Origin of the sequence: Paraburkholderia fungorum (assembly GCF_003610895.1) — a bacterium.
Taxonomy (GTDB): Bacteria; Pseudomonadota; Gammaproteobacteria; order Burkholderiales; family Burkholderiaceae; genus Paraburkholderia; species Paraburkholderia fungorum_B.
Genome location: NZ_MCAS01000025.1, coordinates 44,147 through 64,661, shown reverse-complemented (window position 1 = coordinate 64,661; position 20,515 = coordinate 44,147). Strand labels below are relative to the sequence as shown.

Annotated in this window: 21 protein-coding genes; 12 read left to right on the top strand and 9 right to left on the bottom strand. The window is 63.3% G+C overall.

All coding sequences use genetic code 11. From position 1 onward, the window contains the following. The first annotated feature begins 190 nt into the window (after nt 1-190). The 12 genes from flgB to flgL all read left to right on the top strand — a co-directional run bounded on the left by flgB (nt 191) and on the right by flgL (nt 12,619). Nucleotides 191-685 (top strand): flagellar basal body rod protein FlgB, encoded by a 495-nt coding sequence (flgB, locus tag BCY88_RS23235; RefSeq protein ID WP_120346521.1) that lies wholly within the window; start codon nt 191-193, stop codon nt 683-685. Between the two features lie 140 nt (nt 686-825). After that, nucleotides 826-1,251, top strand: a complete 426-nt coding sequence (flgC, locus tag BCY88_RS23230) for a flagellar basal body rod protein FlgC (protein WP_074281879.1) — start codon at nt 826-828, stop codon at nt 1,249-1,251. 67 nt (nt 1,252-1,318) lie between these two features. Beyond that, nucleotides 1,319-2,008, top strand: coding sequence for a flagellar hook assembly protein FlgD (locus tag BCY88_RS23225; protein WP_259461493.1), 690 nt, complete (start codon nt 1,319-1,321; stop codon nt 2,006-2,008). A 43-nt stretch (nt 2,009-2,051) separates the two neighbouring features. Further along, nucleotides 2,052-3,587, top strand: a complete 1,536-nt coding sequence (locus BCY88_RS23220) for a flagellar hook protein FlgE (protein WP_120346519.1) — start codon at nt 2,052-2,054, stop codon at nt 3,585-3,587. A gap of 19 nt (nt 3,588-3,606) precedes the next feature. Beyond that, the gene (gene flgF / locus BCY88_RS23215) at nt 3,607-4,365 is read left to right on the top strand and encodes a flagellar basal-body rod protein FlgF (protein WP_120346518.1); all 759 of its coding nucleotides are present in this window, start codon (nt 3,607-3,609) and stop codon (nt 4,363-4,365) included. Nucleotides 4,366-4,406: 41 nt separating this feature from the next. Next, nucleotides 4,407-5,195, top strand: a complete 789-nt coding sequence (gene flgG / locus BCY88_RS23210) for a flagellar basal-body rod protein FlgG (protein ID WP_028198511.1) — start codon at nt 4,407-4,409, stop codon at nt 5,193-5,195. Nucleotides 5,196-5,231: 36 nt separating this feature from the next. Next, nucleotides 5,232-5,930, top strand: a complete 699-nt coding sequence (flgH, locus tag BCY88_RS23205) for a flagellar basal body L-ring protein FlgH (RefSeq protein ID WP_028198512.1) — start codon at nt 5,232-5,234, stop codon at nt 5,928-5,930. A 2-nt stretch (nt 5,931-5,932) separates the two neighbouring features. Then, on the top strand, nt 5,933-7,093 hold the full coding sequence (locus tag BCY88_RS23200) for a flagellar basal body P-ring protein FlgI (protein ID WP_120346517.1): 1,161 nt from the start codon (nt 5,933-5,935) through the stop codon (nt 7,091-7,093). Nucleotides 7,094-7,105: 12 nt separating this feature from the next. After that, entirely contained in the window at nt 7,106-8,095 is a 990-nt protein-coding gene (flgJ, locus tag BCY88_RS23195) for a flagellar assembly peptidoglycan hydrolase FlgJ (RefSeq protein WP_120346516.1), read from the top strand. A gap of 439 nt (nt 8,096-8,534) precedes the next feature. Beyond that, entirely contained in the window at nt 8,535-9,308 is a 774-nt protein-coding gene (locus BCY88_RS23190; protein WP_183081432.1) for a flagellar brake protein, read from the top strand. A 97-nt stretch (nt 9,309-9,405) separates the two neighbouring features. Next, nucleotides 9,406-11,388 carry a flagellar hook-associated protein FlgK gene (gene flgK, locus BCY88_RS23185; protein ID WP_120346514.1) on the top strand — a complete coding sequence of 661 codons (1,983 nt, stop codon included), beginning with the start codon at nt 9,406-9,408 and terminating at the stop codon, nt 11,386-11,388. Nucleotides 11,389-11,398: 10 nt separating this feature from the next. Continuing rightward, nucleotides 11,399-12,619: a flagellar hook-associated protein FlgL gene (flgL, locus tag BCY88_RS23180; protein ID WP_120346513.1), complete on the top strand. Its 1,221-nt coding sequence runs from the start codon at nt 11,399-11,401 to the stop codon at nt 12,617-12,619. Nucleotides 12,620-12,699: 80 nt separating this feature from the next. Here flgL and fliR read toward each other — a convergent pair whose 3' ends face one another. The 9 genes from fliR to fliJ all read right to left on the bottom strand — a co-directional run bounded on the left by fliR (nt 12,700) and on the right by fliJ (nt 20,513). Beyond that, nucleotides 12,700-13,482 (bottom strand): flagellar biosynthetic protein FliR, encoded by a 783-nt coding sequence (fliR, locus tag BCY88_RS23175; protein ID WP_120346512.1) that lies wholly within the window; start codon nt 13,480-13,482, stop codon nt 12,700-12,702. 46 nt (nt 13,483-13,528) lie between these two features. Further along, the gene (fliQ, locus tag BCY88_RS23170) at nt 13,529-13,798 is read right to left on the bottom strand and encodes a flagellar biosynthesis protein FliQ (protein ID WP_028198519.1); all 270 of its coding nucleotides are present in this window, start codon (nt 13,796-13,798) and stop codon (nt 13,529-13,531) included. A 131-nt stretch (nt 13,799-13,929) separates the two neighbouring features. Next, nucleotides 13,930-14,772 carry a flagellar type III secretion system pore protein FliP gene (fliP, locus tag BCY88_RS23165; protein ID WP_120346511.1) on the bottom strand — a complete coding sequence of 281 codons (843 nt, stop codon included), beginning with the start codon at nt 14,770-14,772 and terminating at the stop codon, nt 13,930-13,932. After that, entirely contained in the window at nt 14,772-15,416 is a 645-nt protein-coding gene (fliO, locus tag BCY88_RS23160) for a flagellar biosynthetic protein FliO (protein ID WP_120346510.1), read from the bottom strand. The genes fliP and fliO overlap by 1 nt, the downstream gene beginning before the upstream one ends. Further along, nucleotides 15,413-15,877, bottom strand: coding sequence for a flagellar motor switch protein FliN (fliN, locus tag BCY88_RS23155; protein WP_120346509.1), 465 nt, complete (start codon nt 15,875-15,877; stop codon nt 15,413-15,415). Before fliN ends, fliO begins: the two co-directional genes overlap by 4 nt. Continuing rightward, nucleotides 15,870-16,868 carry a flagellar motor switch protein FliM gene (fliM, locus tag BCY88_RS23150; RefSeq protein WP_028198523.1) on the bottom strand — a complete coding sequence of 333 codons (999 nt, stop codon included), beginning with the start codon at nt 16,866-16,868 and terminating at the stop codon, nt 15,870-15,872. Before fliM ends, fliN begins: the two co-directional genes overlap by 8 nt. Nucleotides 16,869-16,918: 50 nt before the next feature. Next, entirely contained in the window at nt 16,919-17,425 is a 507-nt protein-coding gene (gene fliL, locus BCY88_RS23145) for a flagellar basal body-associated protein FliL (RefSeq protein WP_120346508.1), read from the bottom strand. Between the two features lie 1,000 nt (nt 17,426-18,425). Further along, nucleotides 18,426-20,003: a flagellar hook-length control protein FliK gene (locus tag BCY88_RS23140; protein ID WP_120346507.1), complete on the bottom strand. Its 1,578-nt coding sequence runs from the start codon at nt 20,001-20,003 to the stop codon at nt 18,426-18,428. 60 nt (nt 20,004-20,063) lie between these two features. Continuing rightward, nucleotides 20,064-20,513, bottom strand: coding sequence for a flagellar export protein FliJ (gene fliJ, locus BCY88_RS23135; RefSeq protein WP_120346506.1), 450 nt, complete (start codon nt 20,511-20,513; stop codon nt 20,064-20,066). Nucleotides 20,514-20,515: the final 2 nt, after the last annotated feature.

The following is a 20,515-nucleotide window of genomic DNA, read 5'->3' as shown; positions in this document are numbered from 1 at the left end:
CGCATTGCATTCTAGAGAGCGCCCCCATTGCGCAAACGTCGAATAGAAGCCCCCTTTCCCGGTTATTCGTCCGATTGCCGCTTGCGTTCGGCCCATAAGATGCACCTCATGCAAAAAGGTCTTCCCGGCCGACGCAGGTCTCATGCGAGGCAGGCCCGGGAAGCCTCGGGAACCGTCTCCGGAGATTTCTATGCTGGACAAACTCGATGCCGAATTTGCCTTTGGCCGCCAGGCGCTCGATGTGCGCGCCTACCGGCAGGAGCTGCTGTCGTCGAATATCGCCAACGCCGATACCCCCGGGTACAAGGCGCGCGACGTCGACTTCGCTTCGTCGCTCGCCGGTGCGCTGAAGAAGGCGGGCGGCGGCGCCGGCACGGGCGCTTCGAACAACTCGACGCTTGCCATGGCGCAGCCCGCGGGCGTGACGAGCGGCATGTCGATGGTGTCGACCGCGCCGGGCCATATGTCAGGCAAGGCGACGTTGACGCCGACCGGCGGCACGCCCGACGACTACGGCAACCTGCAATACCGCATTCCGACGCAGCCCGCGCTCGACGGCAACACGGTCGATATCGATACCGAGCGGGTGCAGTTCGCGGACAACACGTTGCACTTCGAGTCGGGCATGACGGTGCTGTCGAGCCAGATCAAGACGATGCTCGCAGCGATCACGTCGGGCTCGTAACAGGCAGTAACGGACAAGCGCGGCAGACGTCGCAGAAGAAGACGCAGTACGCAGGAACAATCGCTACGGGATTTAACTTGAGGCCGGCTCGAACCATGCAGTTGCGTCGCATGGAATCGGAGCAAGAGAGGGAAGGAAACATGCCATCTTTGATGAATATTTTTGGTGTTGCGGGCTCCGCGATGTCGGCGCAGTCGCAGCGGCTCAACGTGACGGCGTCGAACCTCGCCAACGCGGACAGCACGACGGGCCCGGACGGCCAGCCGTACAAGGCCAAGCAGGTGGTGTTCGCGGTTAGCCCGATCGGCGGCTCGCGCACGGCCTCGGGCCAGCAGATCGGCGGCGTGCAGGTCACCGGCGTGGTCGACGACCCGACGCCGATGAAGACCGCGTACGACCCGGGCAACCCGGCCGCCAATTCGGACGGTTACGTCACGCTGCCCAACGTCGACCCGGTACAGGAGATGGTCAACATGATCTCGGCCTCGCGCTCGTACCAGGCCAACGTCGAGACCCTGAACACCGCCAAGACGCTGATGCTGAAAACGCTCACGATCGGCACCTGAGGAGAGTTCCTTGACCACCACCATCGGCAACAACGGCCCGACCGTATCGCAAACGCTGCTCGATACCATGAACGGTACGAACAGCGCGAGCGGCAGCACCAAGAGCACGAAGAGCGCGAGCAGTTCCACCAGCTCGACCGGCAGCACCTCGGGCACCTCGGCGACCGATCTGCAGAACACCTTCTTGCAACTGCTCGTCGCGCAGTTGAAGAACCAGGATCCGACCAATCCGATGGACAGCTCGCAGATGACGTCGCAGCTGGCCCAGATCAACACGGTGTCGGGTATCAGCCAGTTGAACACGACGCTCACCTCGCTCGCCACGCAGATGTCGGCAGGCCAGCAGTCGCAAGCTGCGCTGCTGATCGGCTCGACCGTGCTTGCCCCGGGCAACTCCGTGACGGTCGCGAGCGGCAAGGCCAGCTCGTTCGGCGTGCAGCTCGCCAATTCGGTGGGCGACCTGCAGATCGTCATCAAGAACTCGGCGGGCACGATCGTCAACACGCTCGACCTCGGCAAGCAGTCGGCCGGCACGATTCCGGTGGGCTGGACGCCGACCGACTCGGCTGGCAACACGCTGCCTGACGGGAGCTACACGATCACCGCGGTCGGCACGATCAACGGTCAGCAAGCCACGGCCACCACGCTCGCGGGCGCGACGGTGCAAAGCGTCGTCATGCAAAGCAGCGGTACGCCGGGCCTCGTGCTGTCGAACGGCACGACCGTGGGCTTGAGCAGCGTCGCGGCCATCCTCTGATTCAGATTCAGTCAGTTACGACTTTCCAGATACGGAGACCGTCATGGGTTACCAACAAGGTTTGAGTGGTTTGTCCGCAGCGTCGAGCGATCTCGACGTGATCGGCAACAACATTGCCAACGCGAATACGACCGGGTTCAAGAGCGGCGCTGCGCAGTTCGCGGACATGTACGCCAATTCGGTGGCGACCGCGGTGAACAACCAGATCGGCATCGGCACCCAGCTGTCCGAAGTGCAGCAACAGTTCTCGCAAGGCACGATCACCAGCACCAACCAGGCGCTCGACGTCGCGATCAACGGCAACGGTTTTTTCCAGCTGTCGAACAACGGCTCGCTGGTGTACTCGCGCAACGGTGTGTTCCAGCTCGACAAGAACGGCTACATCACCAACGCGCAAGGCCTGCAACTGATGGGCTACGCGGCGAACAGCTCGGGCGTCATCAACACCGCGCAAACCGTGCCGCTCAGCGTGCCGACCGCGAACATCGCGCCGCAAGCGACCACGAAGATCGTCGCCGGTTTGAACCTGAACGCGCAGGACCCGCTGATGCTCGGCACGCCGGCCGTGGCGACCGTCAGCAGCACCGGCACGCTCTCCACCACCGGCGCAACCATCACGAATACGGCCTCGGGCACGAACAACGACAACTACACCGTCACGTTCCCGACCCCGACCACCTATACGGTGACGGACAACACGCTCGGCACGTCGACCAACGGCACGTACACCGCGGGTACGGCGATCCCGCTCGGCAACGGCCAGACCATCACGTTCAACGGCACGCCGGCCGCCGCCGGTACCGATAGCTACACCATCAAGCCGACGCCGATCGCGTTCAACCAGAACACCTCGACGACGTACAACTACTCGACCAGCACGACGGTCTACGATTCGCTCGGCGGCTCGCAGACCGTCAACATGTACTTCGCCAAGACCTCGGCCGGCACATGGAACGTGTACGCGGGCACCTCGACCGGCACGGCAAACCTGGTGGGCCAGGCGAACTTCAATTCGTCGGGCACGCTGCTCGGCACGACCCAGGTCAACACCCCGCTCACGAATCCGCCCACCTTCACGGCCACCACCACGCCGTTCGCGTACACCTTCTCGATCCCGACCACCGACGGCTCGTCGACGCCGCAGAACCTGACGCTGAACATCGCCGGCACGACGCAGTACGGCGGCAAGGACGGCGTGAACTCGCTGCAGCCCGACGGCTACGCAGCCGGCACGCTGACGAGTTTCACGATCGGCCCTGACGGCACGCTGACCGGCAACTACTCGAACCAGCAGACCGCGGCGCTCGGCCAGATCGTGCTCGCGAACTTCTCGAACCAGAACGGTCTCGTGAACCTCGGCAACAACGAGTTTCAGCAGACCTCGCAATCGGGCGTCGCGCAGATTTCGGCGCCGGGTTCGACCAATCACGGCGTGCTGCAAGGCGGCGCGCTGGAAAACTCGAACGTCGATCTGACGAGCGAACTGGTGAACCTGATCACCGCGCAACGCAACTATCAAGCGAACGCGCAGACGATCAAGACCCAGCAGACCGTCGACCAGACCCTGATCAACCTGTAAGCGACCGGGACCTCCCATCATGGATCGGCTGATCTACACCGCGATGTCGGGCAGCACGCAAGCGCTCGAACAGCAGGCTATCGTCGCCAACAACCTGGCGAACGCCTCGACCACCGGCTTTCGCGCACAGCTTGCAACTTTCCGCGCCGTGCCGATGGCGTTCGGCGACGGCAGTTCGATCAACGACAACACCACGCGCACCTTCGTGCTGTCGTCGACGCCGGGCGCCGACTATACGCCGGGGCCGATCCAGCAGACGGGCAACCCGCTCGACGTGGCGATTCAGGGTCCGGGCTGGCTGGCCGTGCAAACCGCCGACGGCAACGAGGCTTATACGCGCGCCGGCAATCTGCATATCGACGAGAACGGCCAGCTGGTGAACGCCATGAACCAGACCGTGCTCGGCAACGGCGGTCCGGTCTCGGTGCCGCCGGGTGCGGAAATCACCATCGGCAAGGACGGCACGGTGTCCGCGCTGACGCCGGGCGATCCGCCGACCGCGGTGGTGACGGTCGATCAGCTGAAGCTGGTGAATCCGGATCCGCAAACCATGACGCGCGGCGACGACGGTCTGTTTCGCACCGCCGACGGCAATCCGGCCGACGCCGATCCGGCCGTCACGCTGGCGCCGGCTTCGCTCGAAGGCAGCAACGTGAATCCGGTCGCCGCGATGGTCTCGATGATCACCAACGCGCGCCAGTTCCAGATGCAGACCAAGTTGCTGGAAAACGCGGACAAGAACGATCAGTCCGCCAACCAGCTGCTCAGCTTTAGCTAACGGGTAGTTCCGGGATTGTCCCGACACCTTGGAGAAGAATAGTGAATCGCTCGCTCTACATCGCCGCTACCGGCATGAATGCGCAACAGGCGCAGATGGACGTGATTTCGAACAACCTCGCGAACGTCAGCACCAACGGTTTCAAGGGCTCGCGCGCGGTGTTCGAGGATCTGCTGTATCAGACCATCCGCCAGCCGGGTGCGAACTCGACGCAGAACACCGAACTGCCGTCCGGCATCCAGCTCGGCACGGGTGTGCAGCAGGTCGCGACCGAACGTCTGTACACGCAGGGCAACCTGCAGCAGACCGGCAACTCGAAAGACATCGCCATCAACGGCCAGGGCTTTTTCCAGGTGCAGATGCCCGACGGCACGACCGCCTACACGCGTGACGGTTCGTTCCAGACCAACGCCCAGGGCCAGCTCGTCACCTCGAGCGGCTACCAGGTGATTCCGGGCATCACGATCCCGAGCAACGCCACCTCGCTGACCATCGGCAGCGACGGCGTGGTGTCGATCACCGTGGCCGGCTCGACCAACAGCCAGCAGCTCGGCTCGATGCAGCTCGCCACCTTCATCAACCCGGCCGGTCTGGATGCGAAGGGTGAGAACCTGTTCGCGGAAACGGCTTCGTCGGGCGCGCCGAACATCGCGCAACCGGGCCTGAACGGCGCCGGCAACTTGAGCCAGGGTTACGTGGAAGCATCGAACGTGAACGTGGTGCAGGAACTGGTAAACATGATCCAGACGCAGCGCGCGTACGAAATCAACAGCAAGGCCGTGACGACTTCCGACCAGATGCTGCAGACCCTCAGCCAGATGCAGGTTTAAGGCTTAGGGATCAGGAATTAACAGTCGGTAATCAAGATGTCGCACTTCACTCGTCATCCGGTTCATTCGCGCACCGCTCAGGCACTCGTGCAGCTCACGCTGCTCGCGACGCTGGGCGGCTGCGGTCTGGTGCCGAAGCAGCCGATCACGCAGCAGCCGATGACGGCCCTGCCGCCGATGCCGCCGCAAGCGCAATCGCCTGGCTCGATCTACAACCCGGGCTACGCGGGCCGGCCTTTGTTCGAAGACCAGCGGCCGCGCAATGTGGGCGACATCCTGACGATCGTGATTCAGGAAAACGTCAACGCGACGAAGTCCTCGGGCGCCAACGCGAACCGCTCGGGGAGCACCAACTTCAACGTGCCGACCGCAGGCTTCCTCGGCGGGCTGTTCGGCAAGACCAATCTCAGCGCCACCGGTGCGAACGTGTTCAACGGAACCGGCGGCGCCAATGCATCGAATACGTTCAACGGCACGATCACCGTGACGGTGACCGGCGTGCTGCCGAACGGCAATCTGATGGTGAGCGGCGAGAAGCAGATGCTGATCAACCAGGGCGATGAATTCGTGCGCTTCTCCGGGGTGGTGAATCCGAACACGATTTCCAACCTGAATGCCGTGTACTCGACCCAGGTGGCCGACGCGAAGATCGAATACTCAGCGAAGGGTTATCTCAACGAAGCCGAGAATATGGGCTGGTTGCAGCGCTTCTTCCTTAACGTGTCGCCGTGGTGATCATGCGTACCGTCTTTTCCCGCCTTGGCCGCGCTTTCGCTCTGGTTGCGCTCGCCTGCGCCGCGCTGCCGGCCGCCACGCCCGCGCACGCCGAGCGTCTGAAGGACCTCGTGCAGATTCAGGGCGTGCGCGACAACCCGCTGATCGGCTACGGTCTCGTCGTCGGTCTTGACGGCACGGGCGACCAGACCACGCAGACGCCGTTCACCACGCAAACGCTCGCCAACATGCTGGCGAACCTCGGCATCTCGATCAACAACCAGGCGGCGGGTTCGACCAACCAGCAATCGTCGCTGTCGAACATCCAGTTGAAGAACGTCGCCGCGGTGATGGTAACGGCCGTGTTGCCGCCGTTCGCGCGTCCGGGCGAAGCCATCGACGTGACGGTGTCGTCGCTCGGTAATTCGAAGAGTCTGCGCGGCGGCACGCTGCTGCTCACGCCGTTGAAGGGCGCGGACGGCCAGGTGTATGCGCTCGGCCAGGGCAATCTGGCGGTCGGCGGCGCCGGCGCAAGCGCGAACGGCAGCAAGGTGCAGGTCAACACGCTCAATGCGGGCCGCATTGCCGGCGGGGCGATCGTCGAGCGCGCGGTGCCGACCTCGGTATCGCAAGCGGGCACGATGCAGCTCGACCTGAACGACATGGACTACGACACCACGCAACGCATCGTGGCCGCGGTGAACAATGCATTCGGCAGCGGCACGGCAACCGCGCTCGACGGTCGTACGATCCAACTGCGCGCGCCGTCCGATCCGGAGCAGCAGGTCGCCTTCATGGCGCAATTGCAGAACCTCGACGTCAAGCCGGCGCAAGCCGCCGCGAAGGTGATCCTGAACGCGCGCACTGGCTCGATCGTGATGAACCAGATGGTCACGCTGCAGAACTGCGCGGTGGCGCACGGCAATCTGTCGGTGGTGATCAATACGCAGCCGGTGGTGAGCCAGCCGGGCGCGTTCTCGAATGGCCAGACGGTAGTGGCCAAGCAGTCGCAGATTCAGATGAAGCAGGACAACGGCGCCCTCAAGATGGTGACCGCCGGCGCCAATCTCGCCGAAGTGGTGAAGGCGCTCAACGCACTCGGTGCGACGCCCGCGGATCTGATGTCGATCCTGCAGGCCATGAAAGCGGCGGGCGCTTTGCGCGCCGACCTTGAAATCATCTAAGGAAGACACGGGATGAATTCGGATACGACTAACTCCGCCAATATGGCGAACGACCTGACCCAGCGCTTCGCGCTCGACGTGCAGGGCTTCGGCAAATTGAGCGCGCAGGCCAAGGCTTCACCGCAGGCCGGCATGAAGATGGCCGCGCAGCAGTTCGACGCGGTGTTCACGCAGATGATGTTGAAGAGTATGCGCGATGCGACGCCGCAAGACGGTCCGTTCGATTCGCACGACAGCGCCACCTTCACCTCGATGATGGATCAGCAGTTGTCGCAACAGCTGTCGCAAAAGGGCATCGGCGTGGCTGACGCGATGCTCAAGCAGATGATGCGCAATCAGGGCATGCAGACGGGTGACAGCGGCGCAGGCGGCGGTCTTGCCGGCATGGCGAATTCGCTGGGCGGCGGCGGCGACGAAGGCCAGACCGCGGCGCTGAACGCGCTCGCCAAGGCCTACGGCAACGCGCAGGCCAACGGCCAGCTGGCGATGGGCAAGGGCTACTCGGCCAACAGCGCGCTGACGCCGCCGCTCAAGGGTGACGGCAGCTCGCCGAAGGTCGATGCCTTCGTCGACAAGCTGGCCGCGCCGGCGCAAGCCGCCAGTGCCGCGACCGGTATTCCGGCACGCTTTATCATCGGCCAGGCCGCGCTCGAATCGGGCTGGGGCAAGAGCGAGATCAAGAAGTCGGACGGTTCGACCAGCCACAACGTGTTCGGCATCAAGGCGACCAAGGACTGGACCGGCAAGACCGTCTCGACGGTCACGACCGAGTACGTGAACGGCAAGCCGCAGCGCACGGTTGAAAAATTCCGTGCGTACGACTCGTATCAGGAAGCGATGTCCGACTACGTGGGACTGCTCAAGGGCAATCCGCGTTACGCGCAGGTGATCAATTCCGCGCATGATGTAAATGGCTTTGCAAATGGCATGCAGCGCGCGGGTTACGCAACGGATCCGCATTACGCGAAGAAACTGATGTCCATCATGCAGAAAATGGGCTGAGCTGCTGTTAATACAGGAGCGCGGAGGGGCGGTTGCACTGGATTGCGCAGCCAATCAGTTCATGCAGTCTGATTTTCTCGAATAAAGTATGCACGCGACGGGGCCAGGTGCATAACAAGACGGACGAGGCCGGCCGCCTGTGGGCGGCCGGTCCACCCGCATAAGCGACGCAATTGCCAATGAGTACCGCTGATTGCAGACTGGTTTCGATGCACCCGGATTCAGCTGATCGAATATCGGCGTTCTAAGGTTTGTGGCAAATATTTCATTACACGCCCTAAATTTTGGCTGAATGCTGCCGCTAATCAGTTAGACCCGATACCGGAAAGCGTTGTAATGTCCGGTTGAATGCGCGTGCTGCGGCTTCGACGAAGACCGCGCGAAAGCCCCGGCAGGAGCCTTGGCACGCGCCCGCAAGAACATGCATACCGGCAAGCCCATGGATACTAACCAGTCGCACGGCCAGACCGACGCACCCGGCCAGTCGCACGCCCAGCTAGACGACAGCACCCCCGATTTCGGCCGCCGCAATCCGCTGGAGATCGGCGTTCAGTTACGCAACCTCGTCAATCGGGGCGATTTCCTTACCGTCGAGTATGCGGGCGGCCAACTCGTGACGCGCCTGCTCGAGGTCGACGTGCGCGGGCGCACCTTCACTTTCGATTGGGGCGCGCTCTCCGAGCAGAACAAAGGCCTGCTGGCCGCGTCGCGCTGCCAGTTTCATGCATCGCCCGACGGCGTGCGTGTCGAGTTTTCGACCGCCACGCCGCGCGAAACCCGCTACGAAGGACTGCCCGCGTTCGAGGCCGACTTCCCCGAAGTGCTGTTCTACGTGCAGCGCCGCGAGTATTTCCGCGTCGATGCGCCGATTCTCGATCCGTACGTGTGCAGTGGCCGTTTGCCCGAAGGCGACACGTTCCGTTTCGAGGTTCACGACCTGTCGCTCGGCGGCGTCGGCATGCGCACCGCCGATGAGCGGGTGGCCGAATTGCCGATGGGCGTGCGGCTGCAGGATTGCGAACTGTCGCTCGGTTCGTTCGGCCGGCTTTCGCTCGATCTGCAACTGGTGTCGCACCGTTCCACCGCGTTGCCGAACGGCACCCAGCGCTACCAACTTGGTTTCCGTTTCATGACGCTGCCTGGCAGCGCCGAAAACACGCTGCAACGTCTGATCACGCAACTCGAAATGAAGCGCCGTTCATTGGTGCGCTGATGCGGGACGGCCCTCAATTTTTCTTCGCGAGGGCCGTTAAACAGGATGTTCAAGTAACGCGGCGGCAAGCGGTCGGTGTCGCCCTTCAGGATGACGCATGTCGAGCAACCTCATCAATCTCGGACTCAGTGGACTGAACGCAGCCCAGTGGGGACTTACGACGACCGGCCAGAACATCAGCAATGCGTCGACGCCGGGCTACACGATCGAAACCCCGGTCTACGCGGAAAGCGCCGGCCAGTACACGGGTTCCGGCTATCTGCCGCAAGGTGTCTCGACCGTCACCGTGACGCGTCAGTACAGCCAGTATCTGACCACCCAGCTGAACAACGCGCAGAGCTCGGGCAGCTCGCTGTCGACCTACAACACGCTGATCTCGCAGCTGAACAATCTGGTGGGCAGTCCGACCGCCGGTATTGCGAGCGCGATCACCAGCTATTTCACGGGTCTGCAGAACGTCTCGAACAACGCCTCCAGTCTGGCCACCCGCCAGACCGCGATGAGCGGCGCGCAGACGCTCGTGAACCAGATCAATGCCGCCGGCCAGCAATACGATGCGCTGCGCCAGAGCGTCAACACCCAGCTCAGCAACACCGTTTCGCAGATCAACAGCTACACGCAGCAGATCGCGCAACTGAACGGTCAGATTTCCCAGGCCAGCACGCAAGGGCAGCCGCCGAACCAGTTGATGGATCAGCGCGATCTCGCCGTGTCGAACCTGTCGCAACTGATCGGCGTGAACGTCGTGAACAGCAACGGCAGCTATAGCGTGTTCATGAGCAACGGCCAGCCGCTGGTGTCGTCCACCAACAGCTACAACCTGGGCACCGCACCTTCGACGGGCGATACCAGCGAATTGTCGGTGCAGTATCTCGGCCAGGCTGGCGCTAACCCGGCCGCCGCGCCGCAAAACCTGCCCGACAGCAAAGTCACCGGCGGTACGCTGGGCGGTCTGCTCGCGTTCCGCAGCCAGACGCTCGATCCGGCCGAAGCGCAACTTGGCGCGATTGCGGTGAGCTTCGCATCGCAAGTCAACGCGCAGAACAGCCTCGGCATTACGCTCTCCGGCGCCCAGGGCGGCGCGCTGTTCTCGGTGGGCGGCCCGACCGTCTACGCGAACACGCAGAATACCGGCAACGCGCAACTGAACGTCTCGTTCGCGAATCCCGCGCAGCCGACTACTGGCGATTACACGCTGGCCTTCAACGGCAGCACCTATACGCTGACCGACAATTCGACCGGCAATGTGGTGGGTTCGGCGACCAGTCTGAGCCAGCCGATCAACGGCCTGAATTTCTCGACCACCGGCACGATGAAGGCCGGCGACTCGTTCACGGTCGAACCGACCCGCGGCGCGCTGAACAGCTTCAACACGGCGGTCACGGACCCGTCGGCGATCGCCGCCGCCGCACCGGTGCTCGGCTCCGCAACGGCGAGCAACACCGGCACCGGCACGATCACGCAAGGCACGGTGACGGCCGGCTACACGATGCCGAACGCGACCACCACGCTGTCGTACAACGGCACCGGCCTGACCGGTTTCCCGGCCGGCTCGACGGTCACGGTGACGGCCGGCACACCGCCGACCACCACCACTTACAACACCACCACGACGCCTGTCATACCGTATTCGTCGGCCACCGGTGCGACGTTGACGATCAACAACGCGACGGCCGGCAACATGAACGGCGTGTCGGTGACGATCAGCGGCGCGCCGGCGAACGGCGACACGTTCACCATCGGCCCGAACACCGGCGCGAGCAACGACGGCCGCAATGCGCTGGCGCTGTCGAACCTGTCGAACGCGAAGGCCATGGCGGGCGGCACGGTCACGCTGACGGGCGCGTATGCGAACTACGTCAACCAGATCGGCAACCAGACCAACCAGATTCAGACCTCGAGCACGGCGCAGGCCGCGCTGGTGACGCAGATCACCACCGCGCAGCAGTCGGTCTCGGGCGTGAACATCAACGAAGAAGCAGCCAACCTGCTTCAGTATCAGCAGCTGTATCAGGCGAACAGCAAGGTCATCCAGACCGCGCAGACCCTGTTCCAGACGCTACTCGGCATATTCCAGTGAGGCGTTGAACATGCGTATCTCCAGCATGCAGTACTTCAACATGAACGTTACGACGATGAGCAATCAGCAAGCTCAGCTGTCGCAACTGTACGCACAGATCTCGAGTGGCGTGAGCCTCTCCACGCCGTCGGACAATCCCCTCGGCGCCGCGCAGGCGGTGCAGTTGAGTTCGACGGCGACGAGCCTCGCGCAGTACACGACCAACCAGAATGTGGCGCTCGCTTCGCTGCAACAGGAAGATTCGACGCTCGGCAGCGTGAATACGGTCTTGCAGAGCATTCACACACTGGTGCTGCGCGCCGGCGATGGTTCGCTGAACGACGGCGATCGCGGTTCGATCGCGACTCAATTGCAAAGCTTGCGCAGCCAGTTGATGACGCTTGCCAACGCGACCGATCCGCAAGGCAACGCCTTGTTCGGCGGTTATCAAAGCACCGCACAGCCGTACACCACCAACTCGGCCGGCGCGGTGACCTATTCGGGCGACACCGGCACGCCCGCCATGCAGATCACGCCGTCGCACACCATTCAGACCGGTGACAACGGGATCGCGATCTTCAACAGTGTGGCCGCGATCGGAACCAGCTCGGTGCCGGCCGCGACGACCGGCAACACAGGTACGGGCGTGATCAGCACCGTCAGCATGACCAACCCGACCAACCCGGCCAATGCGAACAAGTTCAGCATTTCGTTCACGTCGGCGACCACCTACACGGTGACCCAGACCACGCCGTCCGGAACGGTAACCACGGGTGGACCGCAACCGTTCACGGCCGGCTCGGCGATCACGCTCGGCGGCCAGACGGTGAACATCACCGGCGCGCCGAACGCGGGCGACAGCTTCACGGTGACTCCGGCCACGCAAGGCAGCACGGATGTGTTTGCCAACCTGAGCCAGTTGATCACCACATTGCAAACGCCGGTGTCGGGCGGCGCCTCGACGGCCAGCTACCAGAGCGCACTGACCACCAGCATGACCCAGCTCGAAAACACCATGAACAACGTTGTGACGGCACAAGCGGCGGTGGGCGGCCGCGAGCAGGAGGTGCAGGCATTGCAGACGGTCACGCAGACCAACACCTTGCAGACGGCGAGCAACCTGGCGGATCTGACCCAGACGGACATGGTCAAGACGATCGGCCAGTACACGATGACGCAAAATGCGCTGCAGGCGGCGCAGCAGGCGTTCGTGAAGATTCAGAGCGTGTCGCTGTTCCAGTACCTGAACTGAACGGCGCGGTAGTCTGAAACAGGAAAGGGCGGAAGCCGGTGTGAGCCGGTTCCGCCCTTTCTGTTTTCTGTTTGCCAGGTTTACCTCAACCCGGCTGCCACCCGTCCCATCTGATCGATGCCGACGTCGAAGAGGCGCATGAAGAACGGAATCATGTTCGGGATCATCAACTGCAGAAGCAGCATGCCGATCAGCATCGTCAGCGGAAAGCCGATCTGGAACACGCCGATCTGCGGCGCGGCGCGGTTCAGGATGCCGAGCGCGAGGTTGGTGATCAGCAGTGCGACGACCACTGGCAGCGAGAGCAGCAGTCCCGCCGAAAAAACCGTGCTGCCGAAATTCGCCAGAGTGCGCCAGCCGGTGGCGCCCAGAATGTTCGCCGACACCGGCACGGACTGGAAAGTGGCCAGCAGCGCGCCGATCATCTGCAGATGACCGTCGATCACCAGAAACACGAGCATGGCGATGGTGTTCATGTAGCTCGAGAGCACCTGGCTCGAACTGCTCGCCTGTGCGTCGAAGAATGTCGCGAAGCCGAGGCCCATGCCGAGTCCGACGAAATCACCGGTGGCGCTGATCGCCTGAAACACGATCTGCATCGTCATGCCGAGCGCAATGCCGATCAGGAACTGGTTGACGATGATCCACACGCCTTCGGCGGAAAACACCGTGGCCTGGGGCAGCGCGCCGAGCGTGGGCGCGACGATGATCGTGATGAAGGCTGCGAGGCCGATTTTCACGCGCGTCGGCAGCGAGCGGTGGCCGAGTATCGGCGCGGTTGCCACCAGCGCGAGAATCCGCACGAACGGCCACAGGAACGCCGTGAGCCAGGTGTTCAGTTGGGCGTAGGTGACGGAAAACATGGCGGTGGGGGAGAAGGCAGGCGCCGGGCGAAGGCCAGGGCCGCGCTCAGTTGACCAGCGAAGGGATGTTGGTGAGCGTCTGGCGCAGGTAGTCGAGCATGGTGGTCAACATCCACGGGCCGGCGATCACCATCGTGATCGCGATCGCGAGCAGCTTCGGAATGAACGACAGCGTGGTTTCGTTGATCTGCGTGGCGGCCTGGAACAGGCTCACCACCAGACCGACCACCAGCGCGACCAGCAGCAACGGCGCGGCAAGCAGCAGGCCGACATACATGGCCTGGTGCGCGAGCGTCATGACGGATTCTTGATTCATGGCGTTTTCAATGCGCGAACGTAAGGGTTAAGTGACGTAACCGAGTGACGTAACCGAGTGACATAACCGAGTGACATAACCGACTGACGTAACCAGATGACGCCATCAGGCGGCGCAACCCGGCGAGCCGGCTAAACAAAGCTCTGCGCGAGCGAGCCGAGCAGCAATTGCCAACCGTCGACCAGCACGAACAACATCAGCTTGAACGGCAGCGAGATGGTGGCGGGCGACACCATCATCATCCCCATCGACATCAACACGCTTGCCACCACCATGTCGATGATCAGGAACGGGATGAAAATCGTGAAGCCGATCTGGAAGCCCGTTTTCAGTTCGCTCGTCACGAACGAGGGCACCAGCAGCGACAGCGGCACGTCTTCCGGACCCTGCATGGGCGCTGCGTGCGAGATGCGGGCGAACAACGCGAGATCGCTTTCGCGGGTCTGGCGCAGCATGAATGTCTTGAACGGCGCGAGACCGCGGTTGACGGCGGTCTCCATCGGCATCGAGCCTTCGGAGAAGGGTTTGTAGCCGTCGTTATAGGCTTTGTCGAGCACCGGCGACATCACGAACAGCGTGAGGAACAGCGCGAGACCGACCAGCACCTGGTTCGGCGGCGTAGTGGTGGTGCCGAGTGCCTGACGCAGCAGCGACAGCACGATGATGATGCGCGTGAAGCTCGTCATCATCAGCACCATCGCCGGCAGGAACGACAGCATCGTGAGCAGCAGCATCGTCTGCACGCTCAGCGAGTAGGTCGTGCCGCCGTTGGGGCCCGGGCTCGTATTGAAGGCCGGCAAGCCGGCGGTTTGCGCGAACGACAGCGTCGGCAGCGCGAGCATCAGCGCCGGCAGCACGACCGGTGCGACGCGGCGCAGAACGGCAATGACTTTCGAGGCGGCGCAAGACATGCGAGTGGCGTGTGCCTGGCGGTCCGCCTGCACGGGTCGCGCTGAGTGAAGACTGAACTGCATTACCGATCCCCGTTGCCTTGCCCACTGAAACGTTTGCCTACTTCGCCTCGTAAAGCGTCGCGAAAGCGTTGGCCGAAAGTGCCGGGCAACGCCGTGTCCTTACCTGATGTGACCGGTGGCGTACCCGCGACCGGATCGAGCGCGGCAGAGCCCGCGGGCATCGTGTGCAGCAGACGCACATTGCCGGGCGCCGTGCCGAGCACGAGCCACGTGTCGCCGATCTCCACCACAGCGACGCGCTCCTTGCCGCCGAGCGAGGCGCCGCCGATCGTCTTCACGAGGCCGCCGCGATTGGCCGGCTGCAAGCCGAAGCGGCGCGCGAGCCATGCACAGGCGAATACCAGACCGATCACCACCAGCAAGCCGACGATGGTCTGCAGCACCGCGCCCACGCCGAGCGCCGGAACGGCCGTGCCGGCACCGACACCCGACGCGATGTTCGCGGCGTTGTTGACCGCGTTCATGTCGGCTGCGTGCGCGGCCGATGATGCGAAGGCCGCGACGGCGGCAAGCGCCGACGCCCATGCCCGGGTGGCCGCTGATGCCGTTGCCGTTGCGCTCGCGGCTGTCGAAGCTGCGGGCACAGCGCGATTGAAGACCTGGCGCGACGCATGCAGCATGGCGCGACCGGCAACGCGTTTCATCGATTGAGCTTCCGGATGCGTTCGGACGGCGTGATGATGTCCGTCAAACGGATACCGAACTTGTCGTTCACGACCACCACTTCGCCCTGGGCGATCAGGCAGCCGTTGACCAGCACGTCCATCGGTTCACCCGCCATGCCGTCGAGTTCCACGACCGAGCCTTGCGCCAGTTGCAGCAGGTTGCGGATCGCGATCTTGGTGCGGCCGAGTTCGACGGTCATCTGAACGGGAATGTCCAGGATCATGTCGATGTCGTTGCGCGTCGAGGTCGGCTCGACCTTCGAGAGCGGCTGGAACACACCGGCGGTGGTCGCGCTGACTTCCGTGTTGTCGTTCTGCTCGGCCAGCGCGCTGGCCCAGTCGGCCATCGCCGCGTCGTCTTCGGCGCTGGCTGCGTCGGCGGCCAGTTGCGCCTCGCCGGCGGCCAGTTCGGCCTCAGTCTTTGCGTTCAGGTCACTCATATCCACCTTCCTTCATCGTGTCGGCTGCGCTGATCATTTTCTGGACCCGCAACGCGTACTGACCATTGAAAATTCCGTAGCCGCATTCCATCACCGGCACGCCATCGACTTTCGCCGTGATGTGTTCGGGGATGTTGATCGGCAGAACATCGCCTTTGCGCATGTTCAGGATCTGTTCGAACGTGACCGGCACCTGCGCGAGGTCGGCGGTCAGTTCCACTTCGGCTGCCTGCACCTGTTGCGACAGCACGCGCACCCAGCGGCGGTCGACTTCCAGCGCCTCGCCCTGGATCGGCGACGACAGAATGTCGCGGATCGGTTCGATCATCGAATACGGCATGCAGATGTGCAGCGTGCCGCCCGTCGTGCCGAACTCGATCGAGAACTGCGTGACGATGACGATTTCGTTCGGCGTCGCCACGTTGGCGAACTGCGTGTGCATTTCCGAGCGCACGAATTCGAACTGCAGCGGGCGCACGCTTTTCCACGACGCCGCGTAGTGCTCGAACGTGAGATTGAGCAGCTTCATGATGATGCGCTGCTCGGTTGCCGTGAAATCGCGGCCTTCGACGCGGGTATGGAAGCGCCCGTCGCCGCCGAACAGGTTGTCGACCACGAAGAACACCAGATTCGGGTCGAACACGAACAGCGACGTGCCGCGCAACGGCTTGACGTGGACCAGATTCAGGTTGGTCGGGATCGGCAGGTTGCGGGTGAACTCGCTGTACTTCACCACCTTCACCGGCCCGACGGAGATTTCCGCCGAACGCCGCATGAAGTTGAAGATACCGACGCGCAACAGGCGCGCGAAGCGGTCGTTGATGATTTCGAGGCCGGGCATCCGGCCGCGGACGATGCGTTCCTGCGTCGCGATGTTGTACGGGCGTACGCCCGCACGGTCGGTCTGCTCGGTTTCCGAGTCGGACTCGCCGGTGACGCCCTTGAGGAGGGCATCGACCTCCTCCTGGGACATGAACTCTTCGTGGCCCATTCCTTATTCCTCGTGCGTCCGGCGGTTGATGATGGCGGCGTGAAGGAGACTCACTGCACGACGAATTCGGTGAAGAGCACGTCCTGGACGCGGATCGGTGCGGCGCCCTTGTCCGTCGGCTCTTCGATCAGCGTCCGGAGTTCGGTGGCCAGCGCGCGTTTGCCTTCGAGCGGCGCGAGGTCTTCCGGATGCTTGTTCGACAGGGCGAGGAGGATGCGGCTGCGCACTTCCGGCATATGGTCGGTGAGTTCCTGCTGGGTTTTCGCGTCGTTGAGCTTGAGCGTCAGGCCGATACGCAGGAAGTGTTGCTGACCGTCGTCCGATTGCAGGTTGACGGTCATTGATTCGAGCGGGAAGAACAGCGGCACGGCGAGCGGCGCGGGTGCGCTGACGGTATCCGCTGACGCCGGCGCCGGGGCGCGTTTGGACATGAAGAACCACACACCCGCGCCGGCAGCGCCTGCGGCGATGATCGCGATGAGGACGATCAGGATGATGCGCTTCAAGGGGCCCGGGGAAGCGGGCACGGCTTGCTGGTTTGCGGTCGTGGTTGCCATGAGGTTTGCTTTGCTTGCCTTTATTGCTGGTGAGGGTGATTGTTGTTGATTTGCCTGCGGCGCGATGGGTCGAAAAGAAGGGTTATTGAGGGCTATCTCTGGTTTTTGCCCATTTGGGCGGGGGGCGCCTGGCGGCGGGTGGGTTTTGGTTTTTTGCTTTTTGCTTTTGCTGTGCTTGTTGTCTGTGTGCTTGTGGTGTTGGTCTTTCCTTGGTCTGGCTTTTTCTTTGGCCTTTCCTTGATTTGCTTTTGGTTTATTAGCGTTGCCCCTGTGCGGGGCGGCACTTACTTTCTTTGCCGCCGCAAAGAAAGATAAGCAAAGAAAGCGGCTCACACCGCCAGCTCATAAGCGGGTCCCCCGCGCAGCCACGGTAGTGGTGCATCTGGAATCTGTGTTCTCGCACACTCCGCGTTAGTGACAAGGGCGTCATACTTCCGGCGGCGCTGCGCGCGCCGAACCGTACTTCAAAAACTACCCGCTGAACTCTCCCTCCCGCGGTTCACCCAGTTCCCCGATTCGTCGGCGCGTCACTGCTCCATCGCTCCGTTGTGTCGGTGTCGCGGGCATAAATGCAGCCGCCGCCGCGAATGCAACGCGTCGACATTTCATTTGAGGTGGGGTTTGCCAATAGCGGCGAGAGCGCTTCGCCGAGGCGAAGCCGATGGCCCCCGCTACGCGAAGCGAAACCCCTGGTTTCCCATGCGGACCCATCCGCGACGCACGCAGTGCGGAGTGGGAGCGGATGAGCCCTGTGTCGCTAACGCGGAGTGTGCGAGAACACGGATTCCAGATGCACCACTACCGTGGCTGTGCGGGGGACCCGCTTAAGAGCTGGCGGGTTGAGCCGCTTTCTTTGCTTATCTTTCTTTGCGGCGGCAAAGAAAGTAAGTGCCGCCCCGCACAGGGGCAACACTAATAGACCAATAAGAAATCAAGGAAAGGCCAACGCCGTAAGCGCACAAAAGAAAACCCATCCGCCGAGCAGGCCAAAAAACCAGGATCAAGCAAACGTATCCACCAACCCCACACTCCGCCGCACGGCCACATCCGCCACAACAGAATCAGAACCAGAACCCGACCCAGCGCCGCCGGCAAAACTTCCCGAAGCCCCGCTGCCACCCCCACCGGAACGGCCCGACCCCGCACTCTGCTGGCCGCTCTGCCGGGCAAACCCGTCGCTCACACTCGCGCTCCCCAACCCAATTCCATTCGCCTCCATCGCCTCGCGAAGCTTCGGCAATGCCGCCTCGACCGCCTCCCGCACCTGCTGATGCTGCGAAACAAACAACGCATGCGCGTGGTTATCGGCAACCTGCAACACCACCTGCAATGGCCCGAGATCCTTCGGATTCAAAGTCAGTTCGGCGCTCTGCGAATGCGCATTCGACAAAAACACCACCTTCTGACTCAGCGCGTCTTCCCAGTCCGTCGTGCCCACCTGCGGCGACAACGCATTCGCTACCGCCGCGGCACCCGCGTTACCCGTTGTTTGCACAGCCGTCGTCGTGCTCGCGGCGCTCGCCGCAGCCTGGCCGGCAGCCAGCGCCGCCGTCGCGGCATCGGCGGCACTCCTGAAGGACGCAAGATTGTCAGCCTGCGCGCCACCGGCAGCCGTCGCGCTCAGCACGTCAGCCGCCGCCTTCGAGGCCGCCGATGGATCGGCCGCCGTCGTGGGCGCCGTCGTCGAAGCAGTCCTGTCAGCGCTCGATCCCTTCCCATTGCCGAACAAACCGGCCGCAAGCGTCTTGCCGTCCGCCGATCCGTTCAACCCACTGCCCGCGCCAGACCCCAACCCGCCTGCCGTCGTCGCGTTAGCCGCCGCGCCGCTCGCCAGCGCCTGTGCCGGAACCATGGCCTGGCCACTCGCCAGCGCGGCCAGCGCTGCCTGCAAGGCGTCCTGCACTGACTTCGAATCGCTGGAAGCCGTCTTTTTGCCAGTGGCGCCGTCCGTCGTGGTGTCGGTGCCTGCCTGCGTGGCCGCGGCGTCAGTCAGTGCCGTGGCGGGATCGGCGCTCGCAGGATCGGCAGCGCTATTCGCATTGGCCTGGGTTTGAATCTGGAGTTGGGCCTGGGCCTGCGCCGCGGCGGCAGCCGCTGCCGCGCCCGCGTCGGTCTGCGTGGAGGTGTTGGCGGTGTTGGCGGACTTCGACGGCGTCGCGTTGCCCGTGCCGCTCGAGGCCTGCTGCGAGCTGGATGACGAACCGGACGACGAAGCCGACGACGAACTGGATGAAGAGTTGGACGAAGAGCCATTCGCCGAACTGCTGTTGCCTGTGTTGCTGCTCGATGCGTTCTGATTGTTCGTCGACGGATCGGGCGGCGGCGGTGCGTCGTGCACGCTCGACGAGGATGCCGAAGACGATGAGGAGGCAGACGGAGACGACGAAGACGAAGATGAAGAGGGCGGCGGAGCCGGCGGCTTGCTCGCACTCTGCGCGGCCGCGTTGTTCTGCTGATCGATGCTCTGCTGCAAAGTCTGCGAGAACGGCGTGGCGTTCGCCGCAGCGGCCATGGCCGCGGTGGTGGACGTGCTGCTGGCCGAGCCGAGCAGTGAGCCGATCTGTGAAAGAAGCGACATAGGGAATCCTGTCAATCCGTCAAACGGGGTGTTCGGTCATCGGGGCGGCGCCCGGGCGCGTCAAACGCCCTCGGCACGCATCCTCAGAATGCGGGCGGCATGTTCGTCGGCGTCGCGCTGATCGCGCCGCGCAGCGGTTTTCGCTTCGCTGGCGACGCCGCGTGCCTGCAGCACTTCATACGAGCCGAGCTTCTGCTTCTGGCGCTGCCAGTCGGGCTTGGCCGCCTCGACGCGTGCGTTGGCCGTCACCAGCAGGTTGCGCTGCTGCTCGATGGCGGCGTCGAGCGTGTCGATGAACGCCTGGAAATTGCGCATGTTGCCGGCCGGCATGCCAGTCTGGGCGGTTGCCGTGAAACGCGCGTGATACTCGTCCCGATACTGCACCAGCGAGTCGAGTTGCGACTGCACGTCGTTACGCTCGCGCTGCGCGCGGCCCAGACGTTGCGCGGCCGCATCCACATCGTCCTGCGCGAGGCCAATAAGTGTCTTGATCGGAAAGTGTTTCGCCATCG